Source organism: Paenibacillus sp. JT22N1, assembly GCF_059692155.1.
On the sequence record NZ_JCAUAW010000010.1, the window covers coordinates 127,097 to 149,755 of the forward strand.

24 protein-coding genes and 1 other annotated feature are annotated in these 22,659 nt (G+C 46.4%); of the genes, 11 read left to right on the top strand and 13 right to left on the bottom strand.

What is annotated here, in order from left to right; all coding sequences use genetic code 11:
* Positions 1 to 39 precede the first annotated feature (39 nt).
* The 4 genes from AC58UU_RS19765 to AC58UU_RS19780 are packed head-to-tail and all read right to left on the bottom strand — an operon-like array spanning position 40 to position 3,223.
* Entirely contained in the window at positions 40 to 765 is a 726-nt protein-coding gene (locus AC58UU_RS19765) for an urease accessory protein UreF (protein ID WP_497318446.1), read from the bottom strand.
* A 41-nt stretch (positions 766 to 806) separates the two neighbouring features.
* The gene (gene ureC, locus AC58UU_RS19770) at positions 807 to 2,489 is read right to left on the bottom strand and encodes an urease subunit alpha (RefSeq protein WP_497318602.1); all 1,683 of its coding nucleotides are present in this window, start codon (positions 2,487 to 2,489) and stop codon (positions 807 to 809) included.
* Positions 2,490 to 2,502: 13 nt separating this feature from the next.
* A complete protein-coding gene (locus AC58UU_RS19775; protein WP_497318447.1) occupies positions 2,503 to 2,886 on the bottom strand; it encodes an urease subunit beta in 384 nt (127 codons plus the stop codon).
* A gap of 34 nt (positions 2,887 to 2,920) precedes the next feature.
* Positions 2,921 to 3,223, bottom strand: a complete 303-nt coding sequence (locus tag AC58UU_RS19780; RefSeq protein ID WP_261304621.1) for an urease subunit gamma — start codon at positions 3,221 to 3,223, stop codon at positions 2,921 to 2,923.
* Positions 3,224 to 3,505: 282 nt separating this feature from the next.
* On the opposite strand from AC58UU_RS19780, the gene urtA reads away from it, so the two are divergent.
* From urtA to gerQ, 7 genes are all read left to right on the top strand, one after another.
* The gene (urtA, locus tag AC58UU_RS19785) at positions 3,506 to 4,780 is read left to right on the top strand and encodes an urea ABC transporter substrate-binding protein (protein ID WP_497318448.1); all 1,275 of its coding nucleotides are present in this window, start codon (positions 3,506 to 3,508) and stop codon (positions 4,778 to 4,780) included.
* 172 nt (positions 4,781 to 4,952) lie between these two features.
* Positions 4,953 to 5,858, top strand: coding sequence for an urea ABC transporter permease subunit UrtB (gene urtB, locus AC58UU_RS19790; RefSeq protein WP_497318449.1), 906 nt, complete (start codon positions 4,953 to 4,955; stop codon positions 5,856 to 5,858).
* Positions 5,859 to 5,879: 21 nt separating this feature from the next.
* Positions 5,880 to 6,956 (top strand): urea ABC transporter permease subunit UrtC, encoded by a 1,077-nt coding sequence (gene urtC / locus AC58UU_RS19795; protein WP_497318450.1) that lies wholly within the window; start codon positions 5,880 to 5,882, stop codon positions 6,954 to 6,956.
* 49 nt (positions 6,957 to 7,005) lie between these two features.
* Entirely contained in the window at positions 7,006 to 7,797 is a 792-nt protein-coding gene (gene urtD / locus AC58UU_RS19800) for an urea ABC transporter ATP-binding protein UrtD (RefSeq protein ID WP_497318451.1), read from the top strand.
* A complete protein-coding gene (gene urtE / locus AC58UU_RS19805) occupies positions 7,790 to 8,485 on the top strand; it encodes an urea ABC transporter ATP-binding subunit UrtE (RefSeq protein ID WP_497318452.1) in 696 nt (231 codons plus the stop codon). The genes urtD and urtE overlap by 8 nt, the downstream gene beginning before the upstream one ends.
* A 227-nt stretch (positions 8,486 to 8,712) precedes the next feature.
* Positions 8,713 to 9,399, top strand: coding sequence for a response regulator transcription factor (locus AC58UU_RS19810; RefSeq protein WP_497318453.1), 687 nt, complete (start codon positions 8,713 to 8,715; stop codon positions 9,397 to 9,399).
* Between the two features lie 169 nt (positions 9,400 to 9,568).
* On the top strand, positions 9,569 to 10,036 hold the full coding sequence (gene gerQ / locus AC58UU_RS19815; RefSeq protein WP_497318454.1) for a spore coat protein GerQ: 468 nt from the start codon (positions 9,569 to 9,571) through the stop codon (positions 10,034 to 10,036).
* 55 nt (positions 10,037 to 10,091) lie between these two features.
* On the opposite strand, the gene AC58UU_RS19820 is transcribed toward gerQ, so the two are convergent.
* A complete protein-coding gene (locus tag AC58UU_RS19820; RefSeq protein WP_497318455.1) occupies positions 10,092 to 10,388 on the bottom strand; it encodes a hypothetical protein in 297 nt (98 codons plus the stop codon).
* Positions 10,389 to 10,638: 250 nt separating this feature from the next.
* Here AC58UU_RS19820 and AC58UU_RS19825 point away from each other — a divergent pair, with 250 nt between their 5' ends.
* Positions 10,639 to 11,622 (top strand): metal-dependent hydrolase, encoded by a 984-nt coding sequence (locus AC58UU_RS19825; protein WP_497318456.1) that lies wholly within the window; start codon positions 10,639 to 10,641, stop codon positions 11,620 to 11,622.
* 128 nt (positions 11,623 to 11,750) lie between these two features.
* On the opposite strand, the gene AC58UU_RS19830 is transcribed toward AC58UU_RS19825, so the two are convergent.
* Positions 11,751 to 11,978: an alpha/beta-type small acid-soluble spore protein gene (locus AC58UU_RS19830; RefSeq protein WP_047681486.1), complete on the bottom strand. Its 228-nt coding sequence runs from the start codon at positions 11,976 to 11,978 to the stop codon at positions 11,751 to 11,753.
* Between the two features lie 154 nt (positions 11,979 to 12,132).
* Between AC58UU_RS19830 and AC58UU_RS19835 the strand changes: the two genes are divergently transcribed.
* Positions 12,133 to 12,315: a DUF5325 family protein gene (locus AC58UU_RS19835; protein ID WP_307447488.1), complete on the top strand. Its 183-nt coding sequence runs from the start codon at positions 12,133 to 12,135 to the stop codon at positions 12,313 to 12,315.
* 78 nt (positions 12,316 to 12,393) lie between these two features.
* On the opposite strand, the gene trpS is transcribed toward AC58UU_RS19835, so the two are convergent.
* Entirely contained in the window at positions 12,394 to 13,377 is a 984-nt protein-coding gene (trpS, locus tag AC58UU_RS19840; RefSeq protein WP_171640976.1) for a tryptophan--tRNA ligase, read from the bottom strand.
* Between the two features lie 65 nt (positions 13,378 to 13,442).
* Positions 13,443 to 13,708 (bottom strand) — a binding site (T-box leader).
* A 160-nt stretch (positions 13,709 to 13,868) separates the two neighbouring features.
* On the opposite strand from trpS, the gene AC58UU_RS19845 reads away from it, so the two are divergent.
* On the top strand, positions 13,869 to 15,014 hold the full coding sequence (locus tag AC58UU_RS19845; RefSeq protein ID WP_497318457.1) for a permease: 1,146 nt from the start codon (positions 13,869 to 13,871) through the stop codon (positions 15,012 to 15,014).
* 469 nt (positions 15,015 to 15,483) lie between these two features.
* Here AC58UU_RS19845 and ilvD read toward each other — a convergent pair whose 3' ends face one another.
* The 6 genes from ilvD to AC58UU_RS19875 all read right to left on the bottom strand — a co-directional run bounded on the left by ilvD (position 15,484) and on the right by AC58UU_RS19875 (position 22,251).
* A complete protein-coding gene (gene ilvD / locus AC58UU_RS19850; RefSeq protein ID WP_171640974.1) occupies positions 15,484 to 17,169 on the bottom strand; it encodes a dihydroxy-acid dehydratase in 1,686 nt (561 codons plus the stop codon).
* A gap of 120 nt (positions 17,170 to 17,289) precedes the next feature.
* Positions 17,290 to 18,276, bottom strand: coding sequence for an ABC transporter permease (locus tag AC58UU_RS19855; RefSeq protein WP_497318458.1), 987 nt, complete (start codon positions 18,274 to 18,276; stop codon positions 17,290 to 17,292).
* Position 18,277: 1 nt separating this feature from the next.
* Positions 18,278 to 19,786, bottom strand: a complete 1,509-nt coding sequence (locus tag AC58UU_RS19860; RefSeq protein WP_497318459.1) for a sugar ABC transporter ATP-binding protein — start codon at positions 19,784 to 19,786, stop codon at positions 18,278 to 18,280.
* 69 nt (positions 19,787 to 19,855) lie between these two features.
* The gene (locus AC58UU_RS19865; protein ID WP_497318460.1) at positions 19,856 to 20,950 is read right to left on the bottom strand and encodes a sugar ABC transporter substrate-binding protein; all 1,095 of its coding nucleotides are present in this window, start codon (positions 20,948 to 20,950) and stop codon (positions 19,856 to 19,858) included.
* Positions 20,951 to 21,104: 154 nt separating this feature from the next.
* Positions 21,105 to 21,752 (bottom strand): ribonuclease H, encoded by a 648-nt coding sequence (gene rnhA / locus AC58UU_RS19870; protein ID WP_497318461.1) that lies wholly within the window; start codon positions 21,750 to 21,752, stop codon positions 21,105 to 21,107.
* A gap of 1 nt (position 21,753) precedes the next feature.
* The gene (locus AC58UU_RS19875; protein WP_497318462.1) at positions 21,754 to 22,251 is read right to left on the bottom strand and encodes a hypothetical protein; all 498 of its coding nucleotides are present in this window, start codon (positions 22,249 to 22,251) and stop codon (positions 21,754 to 21,756) included.
* A gap of 160 nt (positions 22,252 to 22,411) precedes the next feature.
* On the opposite strand from AC58UU_RS19875, the gene AC58UU_RS19880 reads away from it, so the two are divergent.
* Positions 22,412 to 22,651 (top strand): alpha/beta-type small acid-soluble spore protein, encoded by a 240-nt coding sequence (locus tag AC58UU_RS19880; RefSeq protein ID WP_029194830.1) that lies wholly within the window; start codon positions 22,412 to 22,414, stop codon positions 22,649 to 22,651.
* The last annotated feature ends 8 nt before the right edge of the window (positions 22,652 to 22,659 follow it).

Below are 22,659 nucleotides of genomic sequence, written 5' to 3' on the forward strand. Positions count from 1 at the left end.
CATTCCTCCTAAAATGATGATTAGGGCATTATCGCCTCATTAAGACATGAATAATCGCGAATACAGCGTTTCGTGCTGCATCATGGCCAGATCTGCGGCTGGTGAATTCGTATACGCATCCAAGGGATCCAAATGCGCTACACGCTGCCACTCGCTTCCGGTCAAAGGAAGCAGCTTCGCAAGAAGAATTTGTCCTTGGGTTTGCCCCATGGACATGAGTCTGAGCGCACTGTTGATGCAGGTCATGATACAGCTGTAAAGATAACCTTCCGCCGCTTGATGTAAGGGCACACCGAGGTGATAGCTGACCCAGCCGTGGACAATCGGATGATTGGAGCTGCAGCGGCCAGCTTTCACAGCTTCATCGAGAGGCATCCAGTTCAGATCTGGATACATCGAGCGCGATAGTTGGAGCAGCCTGCGGCCCATCTTTTGAACGCCGCTCCTCGCTTCACTCGATACACGCTGCACATGCAGCATGTGGTCGATTTCCCAAAGCTGCTCCCATTCCTGTCTTGGAATATGGATATAGGCTGCTTTTATTACCATTGCATCCGATGTTGCCCAGCTATTGGCGAGCATCGTGCGAATATAAGCTTCGAGCTCTTCAATCGTTGTTAATCGCTCCTGCTGAACGAGCGTTTCCAAACCAAAGGAATGAGAGAATCCGCCTATGGGCAATGCTGAATCCAGAAGCTGCTGATATGCGAGCCAGTGAAACCTTGGAGTTATCTCTTCAATGAAAGGCGTTGTCTTTGTTGTCATCGCTTTTATATCGTCACCTCGATCAGGGACTTCCCGCTCTATTAAAATAAGAAATATAACTGCGCCATCGGCAGCTCGGTCGCCGGCTCACACGTAATGGCTTCCCCATCAACTTTCACTTCGTAGGTCTCTGGGTTTACTTCTATTGAAGGCGTTCCATTATTATGAATCATGTCTTTCTTCGATATATGACGACACCCTTTCACAGGCTCGACACGCTTTTGCAGCCCTAATTTCTGAGCGATGCCACGATCATATGCTGCTTGAGAGACGAAAGTAATAGAGCTTTGCGTCAGAGCTTTACCAAAAGCAGCAAACATCGGTCGCCCAAAGACAGGCTGCGGCGTTGGAATTGAAGCGTTCGGATCTCCCATCTGCGCATAAGCAATGCTGCCGCCTTTGAGTACCAGATCCGGCTTAACCCCGAAGAACATCGGGCTCCAAATGACAAGATCCGCGAATTTGCCTGGCTCAATGGAACCGACAAGGTGCGAAACACCATGCGTTATCGCCGGATTTATCGTATATTTGGCAATGTAACGTTTAATTCGAAAATTGTCGCCAGCTTCCGTATCGGGAGCCAGCGGTCCACGCTGCTTCTTCATCTTATCGGCGGTTTGCCATGTACGAATAATGACCTCGCCAACCCGCCCCATTGCCTGGGAATCCGAGCTTAGCATACTGAACACACCTAGATCATGAAGAATATCTTCCGCAGCAATCGTTTCCGGGCGAATCCGGGAATCCGCGAAAGCAACATCCTCGGGAATACGGCTGTCCAAGTGATGACACACCATGAGCATATCCAAATGCTCTTCAATGGTATTGATCGTATACGGACGTGTCGGGTTTGTCGAAGACGGCAGTACGTTAAGCTCAGCAGCCGCACGGATAATATCCGGCGCATGCCCCCCGCCTGCTCCTTCGGTATGATACGTATGAATCGTACGGCCCTTGATGGCAGCCAGTGTATCCTCGAGAAATCCCGCTTCATTTAATGTATCCGTATGAATGGCTACTTGAACGTCATATTGATCTGCTGCTTCGAGACAAGTGTCAATTGCTGCCGGCGTCGTTCCCCAATCTTCATGAAGCTTCAAACCAATAGCTCCCGCTTCGATTTGTTCCGTCAACGGAGCTAGAAAGGAAGCATTACCTTTACCCGTAAAGCCCAAGTTCATGGGAAAAGCTTCAGCTGCCTCCAGCATACGCTGCATGTGCCATGCACCTGGTGTACAAGTTGTAGCATTCGTACCTGTGGCAGGCCCCGTCCCTCCACCTATCATTGTCGTCACCCCAGAGGAAAGTGCCGTTTCAATTTGCTGGGGACAAATAAAATGAATGTGAGCATCGATCCCGCCCGCGGTTACAATTTTACCTTCACCCGCAATGACTTCTGTGCTTGCGCCTACGATCATATTGGGATGCACGCCATCCATAATGTCTGGGTTCCCCGCTTTACCGATACCCACGATATGACCATCCTTGATGCCGATGTCACCTTTGACAATACCCCAGTGGTCAATAATGACAGCATTCGTAATCAGAGTATCTAGAACACCTTGATCCCGGGTAGCGCCGCTGGATTGCCCCATCCCGTCGCGAATGACCTTGCCGCCGCCAAATTTACATTCATCACCGTATACGGTGTAATCATGCTCGATTTGTGCCCAAAGCTCGGTATCAGCCAAACGAATGGCATCTCCCGTTGTAGGCCCGAACATTAGCGCATAACTTCTACGATCTATTCGATTCACCAGTCTTCCCCTCCCATGCTTGCCATCTTTCTCTCGCAGCACTTGACATATTTCCATTAGCTGCTAAGCCTTTACTCAAGTTATTTAGTCCATAAGAAAGTTTGGCTCCGCCAAGTTCAACTAACTGAATAGGTTTCTGTTCTCCCGGCTCAAAACGGACAGCCGTTCCCGCTGGAATGTCCAATCTCATGCCATAGGCTTGTTCTCTCGTGAATTCCAACGCTCTGTTCACTTCAAAAAAATGAAAATGCGAGCCGACCTGAATGGGACGATCACCTGTATTCGTAACGATAAGATCAATCGTTTGTCTTCCTATATTCATTTCAATATATCCCTTGACTGTTCGATATTCTCCTGGAACCATTCTTCTCGCCCCTTTCGATTATTCATTTGTATAGTTAGGTTATTGGTTCGTGTACGGTTACTAATTTGGTCCCATCGGGAAACGTAGCCTCTACTTGCACCTCATGAATCATTTGAGGTACACCTTCCATAACTTGCTCCGCTCTGAGAATCGTTGTACCGAATGTCATCAATTGAGCAACGGTCAAACCATCCCTGGCTCCTTCCATAATCTCGGATGTTAGCAGTGCTATGCTTTCGGGATAATTCAGTTTCAAGCCTCTGGCAAGTCTTCGGCGTGCTAGATCAGCAGCCACAGTAATGAGCAGCTTTTCTTTTTCTCTCTCCGTTAAATGCACATCTTCACCTCATTAAAATCCGAATAATGGTAATCCTTTATCCTTATTATATTCGTGTATTCTAGGATTGTAAATCTTTAATGTTATATATAATTACATGAAAACAACGATTTCTGGAGTCTTTTTTCGTATTTTATGTGATTTTCACAAAAAAAAGCTAGTTCTTGTGCATTTTTAACAAAAAAGTTTTAATTGATGTCATCTATATTGACACTAACTTGTTTTGCACTTTATCATAAGCCTTGTAATCCAAATCTTGTAAGCAAAGGGAGTGGGACGTGAATGAGAGAGATACGAAACAAAGGAAAGCTCACAGTCGCTTTGAGTATGGCTTTGATGATGGTCATGGCTGGCTGTGCAAAGACAGAGCCAACTACATCCACGACAACTACACCTATGGCGACCAAAGCCGCTGAAGCTAAGGCGGAGACGAAGGATGAAACGGTACCTGTTGGGATTCTTCACTCACTAACAGGCACGATGTCCATTAGCGAGGTGTCTGTAAGAGATGCTGAACTTATGGCAATTGACGAAATTAATGCAGCTGGGGGGCTCTTAGGTAAAAAAATCAAGCCCGTGATTGAAGACGGCGCATCGGATTGGCCGACTTTTGCAGAGAAAACTAAGAAGTTACTGCAAAAAGACAGCGTCGTAACCATCTTTGGCTGCTGGACATCTGCTAGCCGCAAAGCCGTGCTTCCGGTCGTCGAACAAAACAAAGGATTACTGTGGTATCCGGTGCAGTATGAAGGCGTGGAATCATCACCTAATATCTTCTACATTGGCGCAACAACGAACCAACAAATCATCCCCGCGGTAACTTGGCTTCTTCAAAACAAAGGCAAGAAATTCTACCTTCTTGGTTCCGATTATGTATTTCCAAGAACAGCCAACAAAATTATTAAAGAGCAGTTGAAAGCTGAAGGCGGATCGCTTGTTGCCGAAGAATATACGCCACTTGGACACACGGACTACAATACAATCATTAGCAAAATCAAAAAAGAGAAACCAGATGTCATTTTCAATACGCTGAACGGCGACAGTAACGTAGCCTTCTTCAAGCAATTGAAAGATGCAGGCATTTCATCCAAAGATCTTACAACAATGTCCGTAAGTATCGCTGAAGAAGAGGTTCGCGGTATTGGAGCATCTGTCCTAGATGGACACTATACAGCTTGGAATTACTACCAAACAACAGATACACCTGAGAATAAAAAATTCGTTGAAGCTTACAAAGCTAAATACGGTAAAGACCGTGTTACGGATGATCCCATCGAAGCTGGTTACACGGCTGTTTACTTATGGGCTGCTGCTGTTAAGAAAGCAGGATCCTTTGATGTAGAGAAAGTGAAAGCTGCTGCCAAAGGTATCGAGTTCAACGCACCTGAAGGTAAAGTGGTTATTGATGGAGAGAATCAACATATTTCCAAAACGGCACGTATCGGTCAAATTACGGCTGATGGCCAAATCAAAGAAATATGGAACTCCGGCCAACCACTCAAACCAGATCCTTTCCTCAAAACATATCCTTGGGGTGGAGAAGTAACCAAAAAATAAAGTTAGTTATTGGAGCCAGGATTGCCTAACGGCAGTCCTGGATTTCACCAAAATATAAGAATTTATATGTTTCACACGATAAGTCGGCATATTTCAGGATAAACGCCCCCGTCCGAGAAGGACGGGGTAGACGTTTATTTTGTTTACTTGGGGTTTACTGGGAGGGATTGTCATGAGTCTGCTGCTTCTTCAATTATTTAACGGTCTAAGCCTTAGCTCCATTCTGCTGTTGATCGCCATCGGTCTTGCGATTACATTCGGCTTGATGAATGTTATGAATATGGCACATGGCGAGTTCATCATGATCGGCGCCTACATGGCTTATCTAGTCCAGCAGTGGTTCCAGAAGTTTCTACCTACCTCCGCTTTCGGATGGTATTTCATCGTGTCGTTAGGCGTTGCCTTTGCAGTAGCCTTCTTCGTCGGCTGGCTGCTCGAAGTTTTTCTCATTCGATTCATGTACGGCAGACCGTTAGACAGCCTGCTGGCTACATGGGGAGTAAGCCTTGCCTTGCAGCAGCTTGCACGCACCATCTTCGGTGCTCCTAATGTGGCTGTTAAGGCTCCCGAATGGTTGGAAGGCGGACTACATCTATCGGCCGACCTCATTCTCCCCTACAAGCGCCTCTTTATTATTGCTTTGGTTGCGCTATGTATCTTTGTGATTTATATGTACCTGTACCACTCAGCCGGAGGAAGACGCATGAGAGCTGTTATGCAAAATCGTGAAATGGCTGCTTGTCTTGGTATTTCCACTCGTAGAGTAGATGCTCAGTCCTTCGCTTTTGGCTCCGCAATGGCAGGAATTGCCGGATGCGCCTTAACACTGCTTGGACCTATTGGACCAACCATAGGCACTTATTATATTGTGGATGCGTTCATGGTTGTTGTACTTGGTGGAATTGGCAAGCTGATTGGAACCGTAGCAGGAGCATTAGGCATTGGGGTTTTCAATACAGCTTTGGAATACACAACAAGTGCTACGCTCGGTAAAGTGCTTGTCTTTACGCTTATAATCGCCTTCTTGCAATGGAAACCGATGGGACTTGTGACGATCCGTTCAAGATCCTTAGATTGAAGAAAGGATGTGGCATCTTCCATGCTCTTAACGGGACAATTCAAGTTTAAATTGATCGTCTATTCCGTTTTTTTGATCGCTATCGCTCTGGCTCCTCTGTTCATGTCAGACTTCCGACTTTCCCTTCTTGGCAAGTTTCTCGCTTATGCCATCATTGCCATGGGAATTGATCTAATTTGGGGCTATACCGGGATTCTTAGCCTAGGCCATGGCGTCTACTTTGGACTTGGCGCTTATTGTATGGCCATGCATCTTAAGCTCGCCGCGACGCCAGACCAGCTGCCGGATTTCATGTCATGGAGCGGTGTTGAGAGATTACCCTGGTTCTGGGTTCCTTTCCAACATGCAGGCGCAGCATTCCTTCTTGCCCTCATCGTTCCAATGATCGTCGCATTCATCTTAGGATATTTTACATTCCGCAACCGCATTAAAGGTGCTTTCTTCTCCATTTTGTCTCAGGCGTTGGTCATTATTACCGTAACGTTATTCGTTGGCCAACAAGGCTATACAGGTGGAACTAACGGACTAACCAATTTCACCACCTTTCTTGGATTAAACCTGCAATCACAATCTACGAAATTATTATTTTTCTATCTCACTTTAGCTGTTGTAGTTGTCGTTCTTATCCTATGCAGTCTACTCGTCACCAGTCGTATGGGGAACATTCTCACAGCCATTCGTGATGGTGAAAATCGGGTTCGCTTTATTGGCTACAATCCAGTCACTTATAAAGTATTCATTTACTGCGTTTCAGCAGGATTAGCCGGACTTGCCGGTGTGCTCTTCGTCCTTCAGGAAGGCATTATCTCACCCGCACAAATGGGCATTGTCCCTTCTATTGAGATGGTTCTTTGGGTGGCTATCGGAGGGCGCGCAACGATCGGTGGCGCCGTTCTTGGAGCGTTAATCACCAACGCTGCCAAAACAACGTTTAGCGAAGCTTACCCGGCTTGGTGGCCTATTATGCTAGGAGCCATGTTCATTATTGTTGTACTGCTGCTGCCTAAAGGTATCGTCGGTACGATTACACACTACACCTCCAATTGGAAAAAACCCGTGCTTCCTAAGCCGATTTCTTCATCGCAAGAAGCAAGCTGACCATACACCTAATCCTTAATGTTATGAAATTTGAAGGGGGAACATCCCAATGCTAGGACAATTAGCGAAACAACAACCTGTAGCCGGCGAGAAAATCCTTAGCGTTAAAGGGCTTGAAGTGAGCTTTGATGGATTCAAAGCCTTGCGCAACCTGAACTTTTCCTTGCAATATGGAGAGCTTCGGTTTCTCATTGGGCCGAACGGAGCAGGTAAAACAACGCTCTTGGATGTCATTTGCGGGAAAGTGAAGCCTTCGCAAGGTCACGTTTATTTCAAAGAATCAATTGATCTCTCCAAGCACCAAGAACACCAAATTGCACAGCTTGGCATTGGACGTAAATTCCAAGCACCTTCTGTCTTCTCAACTTTAACCGTTTTTGAAAATTTGGCTCTTTCTATGAAACAACAGCGCGGCCTTCTTAGCGCACTATGGACCAAGACGACGAGTGAACAACGGGAACGCCTGTATCTCCGACTCGAGATGATTGGCTTGCAAAGCAAAGTCAAAGAACGCGCAGGGTCACTCTCTCACGGCGAGAAACAGTGGCTTGAAATCGGGATGCTGCTCATGCAGGAACCCGATCTACTGCTGCTGGACGAACCTGCTGCTGGCATGACAGATAGCGAAACCGAGAAAACAGGTGAGCTGCTGCACGAAATTGCGGCTAATCAGACAATCATCGTTGTTGAACACGATATGGAGTTTGTTCGCCAATTCGCTAGAACCGTCACGGTACTTCATGAAGGCACCGTGCTTCGGGAAGGCACGATGCAGGATATTCAGAATGATGATAAAGTCGCTGAAGTTTATCTCGGAAGGAGAGTGGAGCGAGGTGCTTAACCTTCAAAAGATTGAAGCCGGTTACGGCGAGAGTATGGTTGTACGCCATGTCAACCTTCAGGTGAAACCTGGCCAAATCGTTTGTCTAATGGGCCGCAACGGTGTAGGGAAATCCACACTCATGAAAAGCATTATGGGACTCATTCAGCCGAAGTCCGGCACGATCCACTATAACGAACGGAACATAACGTCATTCCCGCCGGATCGACGAGCCAAATTAGGGATCGGCTACGTACCGCAAGGCCGTGAGATTTTCCCACAGCTTACTGTCGAGGAAAACCTGCTGCTTGGGCTTGAAGCTGCAGTAGATGGCAGAAAAAAACTCCCTGATTCTCTGTTCGACACCTTCCCCGTGCTTCGTCAAATGCTTCACCGCAAAGGAGGCGACCTCAGCGGCGGGCAGCAGCAGCAATTAGCGATAGCCCGTGCCTTAGCCCCAGGCCCCAAGCTGCTGCTGCTAGATGAGCCGATGGAGGGTATCCAGCCTTCTATTGTCATGGAGATTGAAGCCATCATAGAATCAATCAAGCGCAGTCGAGAAATTGCCGTATTGCTGGTCGAACAAAGCTTAGAGTTCGCTACAAGCATTGCCGATTACTATTATGTATTGGACCGGGGGACAATAGCCGCCGAAGGTTATGCCGAGCATTTGAGCGAAGATCAAGTCCGAAAGCATTTAACGGTATGATTCTCCTTACATGGTCTCACATTATTAAAGGAAGCTGGATTACTTGACCTATGAAATTAGGCGTCAAGTACAGTCCAGCTTCTTTTTTTTCATACGAAGGAACTAATTATGAAGTTAAACTGGACGTCACAAAATGGATAATGATAACATGCATATATAGGATCGAATGTTGCGTCCGGCATACCGAGCACCGAATCTTTGGAAGGAAAAGGAGGGGGGGAACGTTTATGTCTAAGATTTTAATTATTGAAGATGATTTAAGCATTGGTGAAATGATGTCGATTTATTTGTACGAAGAAGGCTACCAAGTTATGCGTGCGGAAACTGGCCGTCAAGGAGAAATGTTATTCCGAGATTTCGAACCTGATGTCATCGTGCTTGATATTATGCTTCCTGATGTTGACGGGATTCAGCTATGCACAGACTTCCGAAATTCGTCAACCATCCCCATTCTTATGGTATCCGCCAAAAATGAGGTCTCCGATCGCGTCAAAGGCCTGCAGACTGGCGCTGATGATTACCTATGCAAACCATTCTCAATGAGGGAACTGTCCGCAAGAATACAAGCTTTATTGCGACGTTCGCATGCTTTTCCTCCGCCAGTTCAATCTACCGATACGACCGAACAAGTCGTTCATCTGGATCTAGAGAAGCGCTGTCTTTTTGTACATAACAAACTAATAGAGACCACTTTCTCTGAATTTGAAATTATGAAACTTTTTTGGCAGAATCAAGGACGAGTATACAGCCGGGAGGAGCTTTTAAACCGGGTCCGTGGTTTCGATTCCTATGTAACTGAACGTGCAATCGATGTACATATCGCAAACCTTCGCAAAAAAATAGAAGCTGATCCCAAAGAACCGAAATATATTAAGACGGTTTGGGGTGTCGGTTATAAATTTCTACTTACGTGAGCTCCCATTGGGGCTCTTTTTTGTTTGGGATAATTCAGCAAAAACCAGTCACCAAATGGGCAGATGCACAATATGATGATTATGGATAATGACACGCACTAAGAATTTGTTTCACATTTCAATTATGAAGAAAGCTTTCTCAAGGAAAGCTCAAGGAGGAAATACGATCATGTTGAATAACCCTTACAAAATTGGTAACCTAGGAATCCAAGAAAACCGAAGCATGGCCCCGCAAGTCCCTTACGGATATCCTTTTCCGGCTTATCCCGTTCCAACAACGGGTATGAATAAACCTACAACACCAAGTGGAACTGCATTTCCACCAGCTGGCGGCCTGCAAACCGGTGTAAATGTACCTAGTCAACTCCCAATGGAACAATCCTATATCGAGAATATTCTCCGTTTGAACCTTGGTAAAATGGCTACAATCTACATGACATACGAAAATAATTCGCAATGGAATGCCAAAATCTTCAAAGGCAAACTGGAGGCAGCTGGCCGCGATCATATTATCATCAGTGATCCAGCTACCGGTATGCGTTTCTTATTACTCATGGTGAATCTAGACTACATTACATTTGACGAAGAGCTCCAGTACATGTATCCATACGCGGGCGGAGTTGGCCCACAGAGATAATGGTTAGTTCACGTATAAAGCCGCTTGCTCTTTGATAGAGCAGCGGCTTTTTTTGTCATGAAGAAGTCACTTCTGTGAAATGCCACATATGCAGTTTGCGCAGGCCGCCTTCAATCCACTCTTCCCATATCGCTTGCTGTGAAGCATTTTCGGTTCCATGCAAACGTTCTTGTTTCAAAGTGAGATACTCCTCATAGGTAACTCCCTTCCAAATTTCTACAAAAAGCGCTCCCTGATCCGTTCCCTCCAGCAGCTCAAATCGCCCTTCCCCCCGCTGCCATTCCTGCATATAGATGAGAAAAGACTCCCGAAAAGCGGGTTTTATGGCATACTCTACAAAAACTTTAGACATTTTTAGATCTCCCTCTGATTTATTTTTTGTTCCAAAATGGTAAACTAATAAAAAGGCGGAAAAATGACCATGCTTACAAGGATAAATGATTTTGTCGTCTTATAAGGACGAGCGCGCTTATCAAGGTTGATGCGAAGCAAAAGTATAAAACTTATACTTTCTTATCAACTGAAGTAAGTTTTCCTATGGAAAACTCAGCCCATGCTTACGAAGAAAATTTTCTACGGAAAATTCTTAGGAGGAAACCCATTTGGACACAGGCACTCATCTCGTAATTGGTTTAGGGTTAGCGGGACTGTCTCAAATTGACCCTAGCGTTTCTGCGGACACAGCGGCAACCACGGCGGTCTTCATAGGAACTGTTATTGGCTCACAGATTCCGGATGTGGACGGGCTGCTCCGTTTTAAAGGGAACGCCACTTACATTCGAAATCATCGCGGTCGTTCTCACTCTTTGCCAGCTTTACTTTTATGGACGCTGCTGATCACTGGAGCTCTTGCTCTTTTCTTCCATGGAATCCCCTTATTGCACCTTGGTATGTGGGTAGGAATCGCCGTTTGCTTTCACGTCTTCACAGATTGTTTCAACACATATGGTACACAAGCGTTCCGACCATTCTCTGAAAAGTGGGTGTCATGGAACATTATACACATCTTTGATCCCTTTATCTTTTCAAGCCACATCGCAGCTATTTTCATGTGGTCTTTCCATGTCGCTAGTCCAAAGTTGGTATTCCCGACTTTGTACGGGGTTATCGCCCTATATTACATCTGGCGCTCACTTGACCATTACATTGTAGAAAAAGGGCTTTATCGCAAAGACCCCACCCATATGCCCGGGGATAAATACACACTTATTGTAACATTCAACCTCTATGTGTGGAACGTAGTGAAACGCAGAACTGACGGTACCTTCCAGCTGGGTGAACTGAAGAATTCGAAGCTTAGGTGGATCGACACCGTCAAATGTGAAGACCATCCAGCCATCGAGGTGTCCAAGAGTCACGAAGACATCCAAGCCTTACTCTACTTCTCATCCTTCACATGTGCTGAAGTGAAAGAACATCGTTGGGGTTACGAAGTAAGATGGGCTGATGTACGTTATCGTCACCGCAAGCAGTATCCTTTCGTAGGTGTTATCCGGATGGATCACAATTTCCAAACACTCGATTCTTATGTGGGCTGGGTAAGTGACACTAGGCTTGAAAAAAAGCTAAAAGTGGATCTTTATTAGAAAAGAGGCGCGTTAACCAAACGCGTCTTTTTTATTTTAAAAAAAGACAGACAAAAAGCCCAGAGGGTTTTTAGGCCTCTGGGCTTTATTGTTACGTAATCGGGAAAGCTATTAACGAGTCAGGTTACCTAGCTGCGAAAGCCAGATTGTCCTGCCAGCGTTTGCTCAGCAATTTGCACCAAGCGACGAGTAATGTTACCCCCGATTGCACCAGCATCGCGAGTAGCCATATAACCCATGTAACCATCTTGAGGAATTTGGATGCCCAGTTCTTGAGCTACCTCATATTTCAATTGATCTAAAGCTTGAGTGGCTTGTGGAACTACCAATGTGTTGCTGCTACGATTTTGCGCCATAAGGATTCAGACTCCTTTCAGTCAGCTATAATCTTTGATGTATTTGCAAGCTTGCAAAGATAGTATGTGGAGGAAATGAATTTATATGCACAGCGATCAAAAAAGTTTAAAATAAGAAGACACTGTTCAATCTTCTAGAAAGTAGGTCACGTTCATGAGCAAACCACTCGCTCTTCTTTTCGCTGTTATTGGCACCCTGCTGCTCGCCTCCATCAGCTTATTTATTGCCCTCAGGCAGCCTTGGATGATCCTTGCCTGTTCCATCATCTCGTTAGGCTTTATCGGATATGGATTTGCGGTTAAAGCTAAGATTCGCAAGAAAAATACGCGGTCTTAACGAAGCAATCTACAACTATCGTTAAAAAGAGAAAGAGCCCAAACAGCTATTTTAGCTGTTCGAGCTCTTTTTTGCTTTTTATAGAACTACGAAGCCCATCCGTTTCTTCACTTCGAGCAAGGTTTGATCAGCCACTTCAGCTGCTTCCTGCGCACCTTTTTTCAAGATGTCGAAAATTTCGCCTGAGCTGCGAATTTCACGATAGCGTTGTTGAATCGGCTCGAGAACAGCCACGATGTGTTCAGCTAGATCCTTTTTGAAAGGACCATAGCCTTGCCCATCGTATTTGGCTTCAATCTCAGCTAAACTCATCTCAGCAAAGTGTGAGTAAATGGACATCAAATTACTAACCTCAGGTTTGTTTTGTAGATCATATTTTACCTCACGGCCTGAATCAGTGACCGCACGGCTCAGCTTCTTACGGATCACATCCGGCTCATCCAGCATGGCGATGTAACTACCTGCATTCGGACTGCTTTTGCTCATCTTTTTGGATGCATCATCCAAAGACATAATTCTCGCACCAATCTCAGGCATATAAGGCTGCGGCATGACGAACATTTCACCAAAACGGTTATTGAAACGGTTCGCCAAATCGCGCGTCAGCTCCAAATGCTGCTTCTGATCATCTCCAACTGGAATAAGGTCCGCATTGTATAATAGGATGTCTGCTGCCATCAGGGATGGATACGTAAATAGGCCAGCACCGACAGAATCCTTGCCTTCGGATTTGTCTTTGAACTGTGTCATACGCTCCAGCTCTCCCATATGTGTCAGCGTCGTCATGATCCAGCCGAGCTCTGCGTGCGCATGAACATGGGATTGTAGGAAAATGGATGCTTTGCTAGGATCTAGTCCCGCAGCAATATAAAGCGAAGCTATAGATTCTGTTTGCTCCTTCAGAGCTGCCGGATCCTGAGGAACCGTTATGGCGTGCATATCGACGACCATAAAATAACAGCGATGCAAATGCTGCAGCTTCACATAATTGCGAAGTGCGCCAATATAGTTGCCAATCGTCAGCTGTCCGCTGGATTGCATACCGGATAATACTCGTTTCATTGGATAATCCCTCCAGAATTTTTAATTTCATATGGTGTAAAAAAACAACAAAAAGGCCTCTCCCCGCAAGGGACGAGAGACCGTGGTACCACCCTAATTTGTCCGTGAACAATTGTTCAATAAGACCTTCAGGCTCTGATAACGGGGAGCTGCCGTTTGGCATACTTGGACAGATGAGGATGTTCTCCGGCCTAGGTTCCGGCAACCTGCATACTGTGTTCAGCCTCATGCTCAAGGATCCATTCGGTTTGCTTGTTTCACCGGTTCACACCAACCACCGGCTCTCTGAGAAACGGAAGACAAACTTACTTGTTCCTATCATCGCGAATTGATTTTATATAATTATACACCCTTACAATCCATTGTCAATCAAGGACATTGTCCTATCTGAACCTGCATGTACATAGGATAGATCATACTAGCCTTTCTATGGATAAAAATAACTCCGCGTCCTTCGGGGACGCATCAACGGACAAAGGGGTGTCAACGAATTGCCATCGACTCTATACCGCTGGAGCCTTCCTATCTCCACCGTGATTTGCGCGTTTCTCCTTATCTTAATCGTGACAACGAGAGAGCTCCCTCCTATGGGTTTGGTCCTTTATGAAATCAAGCACGTCTTTACAGCCTTCATGGATATCTTTCTCGACGCTTTGCCTTTTATGTTACTGGGTGTCCTTCTATCCACGGTTGTTGAAAACTTCATTCCTGAAGCGTTCATTAGACGCATGACGCCGCGGCACCCGCTAGGTGGTATCTTATTTGCCTGCGTTCTTGGCATCATGTTCCCGCTCTGTGAATGCGGAATGATTCCTTTCGTTCGCCGGCTCATGCGAAAAGGAATGCCTGTATACATAGCCGTCATCTTCATTCTAGTCGGTCCAATTCTGAATCCCATCGTCTTCGCCTCGACGTTCATGGCTTTCCGTGGCGAGCCTTCGATGGCATATTCACGAATGGGGCTTACATTTGGCGTTGCGCTCATCGTTGGACTGCTGCTGACACGTTTCCTGAAAGGCAATCCTTTGCGTCATCCTATCGAAAATGAGGCAAATACGCTGCACCACCGCGGGGGTTCCAGCCCTGGACATCACGCCGATCACATTCACACACACGACCACGGCCATGATCATCACCATGGCCATAACCATAATCATCATCATGAACATGAACATGAACATGAACACAATCATGATCATCACCACGGTCACAATCACTCGCACGACGGTGGTCGAATGATGATTATGTTCAGCCACGGTACGACCGAGCTGTTCGAAATGAGTAAGTACTTAATGCTGGGCGCTTTTCTGACCGCTCTTATCCAAACATTCGTTGCCCAAGACAGCTTATCCGCGATCGGTCAGGGACCTTTCATTTCACATGTGTTCATGATGGGCTTTGCCTACCTGCTCTCCCTATGCTCAACAACAGATGCGTTCGTAGCTGCCTCCTTCGCCAAATCCTTCTCTCCAGGCTCCTTATTGGCATTCCTTGTGTTCGGCCCTATGATCGACGTCAAAAGCACGCTGATGATGCTCTCCATCTTTAAAGCCCGATTCGTGCTGACTCTCTCCATCGTCGTAGCGGTTACGGTACTGGCGGGTTCATTGCTTATTATGCATTTCTTTATAGCTTAAAAGAAGATTTTGAAGCCCCTCGATAGGATTAGGATTTGGGTTGATGTAAAAAGTGCAGCTAATTCCTGTCAAATCGACGTTTTCAGGCGAGATCATGTAAAGAGTGCTGTAAAATCTGCCAATACTAGCCTTTTTGAGCTAAAATACAGAAATTTGATGTACGAAATGCATCTCCACTACTCAATAAGGCAAACAAACCCAAATTTAGCTGCACAATTTACATCTGGTATATTACGAATTGGTCATACACTAAGGCTCAACCAATTAATCAATCAACAGCATAAACCTCAAACAAGTAAACGCAGAAAACGCGCCTATTCAGAAATCCCCGAACAAATAAGCGCGAAAACCGCGCTTACAGCGAGAGCTCGCAGAGCTCACTGTGTCTGAGTAGCTTTGCTACCCTAAACCCAAAACATATAAAAAAGGAGCTCGCATCAATCGCGAGACTCCTTTTTTATATAAACAATTAAAACTTCAGAATGGCGCCTGCACTAGCATTTGTCACCATTTTCGTATAACGTGCCAAATATCCGGTTTGGATTTTCGGTTGGAACTCTGTCCAGCTCTCGCGGCGTTTCGCGAATTCTTCATCGCTGATTTGCAATTCGATTTTACGGCCGTCCATGTCCACATCAATGATGTCACCGTCATGTACGAAAGCTAGTGGTCCGCCCTCAGCCGCTTCCGGTGAGATATGACCGATCGAGATACCGCGGGATGCGCCTGAGAAACGTCCGTCAGTAATTAACGCAACCTTCGCGCCAAGACCCATACCTACGATTTGGGAAGTAGGAGCCAGCATTTCCGGCATACCAGGTCCACCCTTCGGTCCTTCGTAGCGGATAACAACGACATGGCCTTCTTTAACATGACCGTTCGCAATACCGTACAATGCTTCGTCTTGCGAGTTGAAGCAAATCGCTGGACCAACGTGACGTCCGCCAACGGATTTATCAACGGCACCGACTTTAACGATACTACCCTCAGGAGCAAGGTTACCGAACAGCACAGCTAGTCCGCCTCTTTCGCTGTGCGGGTTCGTAATTGGGCGAAGCACCTCATGGTTCACAATTTCACAGCCCGCCACATTTTCACGCAGCGTTTTGGCAGTTACAGTCATGCGGTCACCGTCAAATGCACCCGGCTTTTTAAGCAGCTCGTTAATAATTGCACTCACACCACCAGCCAGATGCACATCTTCAATGTGATAATCGGAAGCTGGAGCGATTTTTGCTAAATGAGGTACACGTTCTGCTACTTCGTTAATGCGTGAAATCGGGTACTCGATGCCCGCTTCTGCCGCGATAGCCAATGTGTGAAGAACTGTGTTCGTCGAACCACCCATCGCCATATCAAGAGCGAATGCATTATCGATTGCTTCGATCGTAACAATATCACGAGGCTTGATGTCTTTTTCAATCAGGACCATCAATTGTTTCGCACAATCTTTCACGAATTGCTTACGCTCTTCCGCAACAGCCAAAATTGTACCGTTACCAGGCATTGCCAGACCAAGACCCTCAGCCAAGCAGTTCATGGAGTTCGCTGTAAACATACCGGAACAAGATCCGCATGTCGGACAGCCGTATTGCTCTAATTCTTCAAGATCAGCTGCATCAATATTACCAGCTTGGAAAGCGCCCACACCTTCGAAGACAGAGGATAATGAAATGGATTTTCCGTTTTTATCTTTACCGGCTTTCATCGGACCGCCGCTTACTAACATCGTAGGGATGTTAACGCGGAGAGCACCCATGATCATACCCGGTGTAATTTTATCACAGTTAGGAATACAGATAAGGCCATCGAACCAGTGGGCATTAACTACTGTTTCCAAGGAATCCGCAATAATCTCACGGCTTGGCAAGGAATAACGCATACCAATATGCCCCATAGCAATACCATCGTCAACACCAATTGTATTGAATTCGAAAGGAACACCGCCAGCTTCACGGATCGCTTCCTTCACGAGTTTACCGAATTCTTGCAAATGAACATGTCCAGGAATAATGTCTATATAAGAGTTACAAACCGCAATAAACGGCTTGCCGAAATCTTCCTCTTTAACGCCGGCTGCACGCAGCAAACTGCGATGCGGAGCGCGGTCGAATCCTTTTTTAATCATATCGCTGCGCTGTTTTGGATGAGCCATTCTCAATTCCTCCTAGATTTCATTTCTTTTAAGAAAATAATGAATCTATCATACCACACTTCTCGTAAAATTTCTGCCTTTAGTGTGATAACGCGTCAATGTAACACCAAACATTCCATTTTAGGCTTTGCGTCGATTCAAATGGACGAAAGTAATGGCCAATGCCAGCACCAGCACCCCGCCTTTGACAATATCAAATCCGAAATAAGGTACATTCAGCATCGTAAGTCCATTAAGCAATACGCCAATCAATACAGCACCAAAGAATGTCCCTATGACATTAGGCTTCCCTGCTCCAAGTACGGAATACCCGACAAACACCGAGGCAACAGCTTCCATCAGAAGCGGAGCACCAGCATCAATCTGTCCTGAACCGACACGAGAAGCATACAGAATACCTCCGAACGCTGCGAAAATACCGGACAGCACATAGGCCGCTAAGCGGATTTTGTTAACAGAAATCCCAGAGAGACGTGCTGCCTCCCGATTGCCTCCCGTAATGTAGAGTTGGCGCCCCCAGCGAGTGTACGTCAGAAAGACATGCACAGCAATAACAGCCACAATCATAAGAATAACAGGCACAGGTACGCCAAGAAGCTTGCCTTTTCCGATCCAGAGAAACTCTGGCGTAAACTTCCCTTTGGCCACCGTGCCGTCTTGGAATCTCATATTATTATAGATGGAAAAGCCTTTCGTATACGTTTTTTGCACGCCACCGATGATGTACATTACTGCTAAAGTAGCAAGTAAATCCGGAATGCGAATTTTTACGATGAGCCATGAATTTATGAGACCGATGATAGCTCCTATAACAAGAGGAACGATGATGACCAGAATGAGTGGCTGTTGGTACCAAACCATCAAAGCCGCCGCAGCCACCGTGGATAATGAAACGGTTGACCCCACGGATAAATCAAAGCCGTCTACAATCTGCGATAACGTGACACCAATAGCGACAAACATCACAATCGATATCGACCTTAAAATGTCCGCGATATTGTCATAAGTCATAAAATTCTCATTGATGATCGAAAAGAAGATAACCACCAACGCTATGATGAACAAAGCACCGTATTTAAATGTAAAATCCAAACTTCTTTCCTTCATGCTATTCAGCCTCCCCCGCACTCGCATACGTTAAAATGAGATCCTGTGTCGCTTCCGCGCGGGAGAGCTCCTTCACTACAGAACCATAGCTCATTACTAAAATGCGATCCGCAATTCCTATAATTTCATTCAGCTCGCAGGATAAATAAATAATGCCTTTGCCTTCCAACGCCAATTGACCTATTAAGCGGAAAATATCGCTTTTCGCGCCAACATCGACCCCTTTGGTCGGCTCGTCAAACATATAGACATCGGCATTCGTCGGCAGCCATTTGCCTACGGCCACCTTCTGTTGGTTGCCGCCGCTTAGATGCTTCACAACGCGATTCGGATCGCTAGGCTGCACGCCGAGCTGCTCCACCATTTTCGCCGCGTGCACACTCTCTGCACCGCGCTGCACGAAACCGAGCGAGCTCAGCTTGCGCAATATCGGAAGCGACAGATTGCGCTTCACGGTCTCCTCCACGAGGACGCCCTGCTTGCGGCGCTCCTCGGGCACGAGCGCGATGCCGGCGCGCACGGCATCCTCCGGCTGGCGCAGCGCGAGCTTGCGCCCAGCGAGCCACACCTCGCCGCCGTCCGCGGCGTCGGCGCCGAAGATCAGCCGGCTCAGCTCCGTCTTGCCGGCGCCGACCAACCCCACGACGCCGAGGATTTCACCTCGGCGGAGGGCAAAGCTAACGCCACGCACCTTGGTGCCGCGGCGCAGCCCTTTCACCTCGAGGAGGGTATCGCCGATAGGAACATCGGCTTTGGGGAACTCCTCGGTGAAGGTCTTGCCCAGCATCGCCTCAATGACCCCGGCGATGTCCATGTCTACGGCCGCCTGCGTGAGCACGTGGCGGCCGTCGCGCATGATCGTGATCCGGTCAGCGACACGGAACACTTCCTGCAAGCGGTGGGAGATGAAGATAATCCCCACCCCTTCACGTTTCAGGCTGTCCATGATCTTGAACAGCCGCTCTGACTCCTCCAGACTAAGCGGTGCTGTTGGCTCGTCGAAGATGATGATCTTGGCCTTGTGCGCCATCGCTCTAGCGATAAGAACGAGCTGCTTCTGTGAGATACTCAGCTCGTCCACCTTGCTGCGAACAGAGAACGCAGCCCCGATCTTTGCTAGAATCGTTTCGGCTTCCCGATGCAGCTTTCTCCAACTGACCCAGGCCCCGCCTTGAACCATTTTATCCATCATGACATTTTCGGTTACCGTAAGCCCAGCTACTAAGGCAGTGTCAACTTCTTGATAGACGCAATAGATGCCTTGGTTCATTGCTTCCTTAGGTGTCTGTATGTTGAGAGACTGGCCGTTTATAGAAATTTGCCCCGTATCATGGGTATATGCGCCTGATAAAATCTTCATCAAGGTACTCTTTCCAGCACCGTTAGCCCCGAGCAAGGCATGAATTTCTCTGTTTTGTAGGTCAAAATCAACCTCCTGCAGCGCCTTCACGCCGGGGAACGATTTGGTGATGCCTCTCATATGCAGCAAAGATCCATTGTTTACCGACATTATCATTCACCTCTCATCTCAATCTGAAAGTCCCATCGCATAATGACGATGGGACCGCATTGGATTACATTATTTTTTTTCAGCAGCTTTCAACCAGTCCGTATAGCCTTGTTGGCTTCCGCCCCAGCCTTTGACGTATTCGCTAAGCTGTGTTGTATTTACTTGCTTGTCCTTCGGCAGTTGGTCTCTGGATACATAAACAGGCTCCAATACCACTTTCTCAGGTGTTTGATCACCATGCAGCTTTTGATACAAGTAACGCACTTGCACGCGACCGATATCCTTCGGATCTACCGCTGCAGATGCCACCCATGGGCTTTTCGGATCTTGCAACAATTGCAAGTCTTCATCACTGAGGTCAATCCCATATACTTTAATTTCTGTACGACCTGCTTGTTGAATCGCACGGGAAGCGCCTTTTGCGAACTCATCCCAAGCTGTCCATACCGCCGTGATATCACCTTTGTTCGGGTATTTCTTCAGAATCGCTTCCATTTGCGTTTGTGTATCTAACGCAGGATCTTTAGCTGTACCGAATGCAGCCACTTCTTTAATGTCTGGATATTTCTTTTGGAAAGCTTGGTAGGCCAATTGTCTGCGTTCCATCGGTGCAAAGCCGGCTACCCATACTTTCACGATGTTCCCTTTACCGCCTGCATCCTTCGCAAGCTGCTCTAGCGTAGCTTCAGCCATCTTCTGATCGCCTTGCTCTAAGGACGTAACGCCTGGAACAGTAAGAATCGAATCGAAACTTACAACTGGAATTTTCTTTTCTAGTGCTTTCTTCACGCCTGCTTCCAACGCTTCAGCTGTTCCGTGATCGATGAGAATACCATCGAATTTCTGATTAATCGCTGCATCCAGATTGGATGACATTTTCGCCAGATCCGTATCAGCAACGAATACCGTTACCTTACCGCCAAGCTTTTCTACTTGTTCCTTCACACCTTCTACATACTGAGATGAGAATGTACCTGTATTGAATTGCATCACGAGTGCAATTTTCTTTCCACTTAAATCTGCTGCTTTAGCTGCGTCAGTCGCTTTCGCGCTTGCTTCAGGTGTTGTCGTTGCGCTGCTGCTCTCTTTTTGTCCGCAGGCCGCAAGCAAGCTTCCTACTAAAGCCAAGATGATGAATAAACCGCCTAATTTCGTTCTTTTCATGAGTTACCCTCCCGATCTAATGCTCTTCTCTATTTCCTATCAACTCTATCGATTCATTATGCCGAGTAATTTAATAGGAATTACTGTATATTAGCATTGGGAGGATTTCCCGTCAATACATTTGAAGATATTTTCTCTTATATTTCGACTTTTTTTATTTCCTTCCGAAATCAGCCTTAATTTCTCCCCATTTCCGCGTATCCCACTTCATAATTTTATTGCTATAGGTGTTCGTTTTGAGCCATTTTAACGCCCGATCAACTAATGTCCAAATTTCTTCTGTAGAAGCATCCCTAACTAGATTTGTGGAAACTTCCTTTTTACGTATCCAGCTCAAAGCTGTGACTGAGTCCGTATAAATGGTTTTATTACTGCCTTGCTTCTGCAAATAAGCGAGCCCGTGAACGATAGCAAGAAACTCACCTAAATTATTCGTCCCTTTGGAAATAGGGCCTTGATAGAAAATAATCTCACCCGTCTTCGTGTCCACACCTTTGTATTCAACAATTCCTGGATTCCCAGAACAGCCAACATCGACAGAGATACTGTTATAGTCGACTTCAGGAGCCGTCTCAGGGGTAGCAGACTTACCCTTAGCAGTCGCAGCTGTCCCCCCATTCCCAGAGAAATTCAGTGACTTCTGCCACCCCTTCTCTAGGGCCTGACGTGCTTCCAGCTCCGATTCATACGATTTAAATCTAGCTTGCGGATAACCTTTGGTCTGAGCCTGACAATCAGCCCACGTACGGTAGATCCCTGGTTGATGTCCCACCCAAACAACATAATATTTCACTGCTGCCATCTTATTCACTCCGTAATTGTTGATGTATTTGATGTACAAGATCTTCGACAACTTTCACTGTATCACCGAAATATGGCCGATAGTCCAAGTCTTTAATAAACGCAAGATAAGTTTCCCCTACCGCCAATACCTTTTTGCTGTACTCCAAGCTGTGGATCATATGCGTTTCAAGCTCTCGGTACGTTCCATTAGAGCGCTCCTCAACGGATGCGAGTTCCACTTGTTCATCCGCCAAATGACGGACAACGAACGAGAAACCTCTGCATTCCGGATCTCCGCAGCCGCATACAAAGAACGGCATTCGCTCCCATTGATCCGCTGGCGCAAAACGATTCGGCGCGGTATCATGCAGGGCACTATACAAAAACGCAGGAAGCCCCACATCTACACACAGTGGCTCTTCAATAATGATACTATCGTCCACCGACATGAGGACATCTGCCTGAATAATTTGTAAATCCTTATCTAGGGACCAACCCTTTATGGATATATCAAACATAAATCCTGCCTCCGCTCTCCCATTTATTCGGTTTTTTCATTATAGCAAAGACTGTGCATTCCTGCTTTTAAGGTTTTTTGTTGTGGTGAAAATTTCCAGTTTAGGTTAAGAGTATAATTCCTGAAAATGATTATACTACCATTACTGGAGGTGATATCAGATGGCATCAGGACAATCTCGTAGCAGCAACCAACTAGTTGTTCCACAAGCTACACAAGCTCTAGACCAATTGAAGTATGAAGTTGCTCAAGAATTGGGCATTCAAATTCCTCAAGACGGCTACTATGGCTACATGGCTTCTCGTGATACAGGAGCAATCGGTGGTAACATCACTCGTCGTCTCGTACAAATTGCTGAGCAGCAACTTGCTGGCGGCGCAGCCGGTAAATTCAGCAGATAACAGTTTCC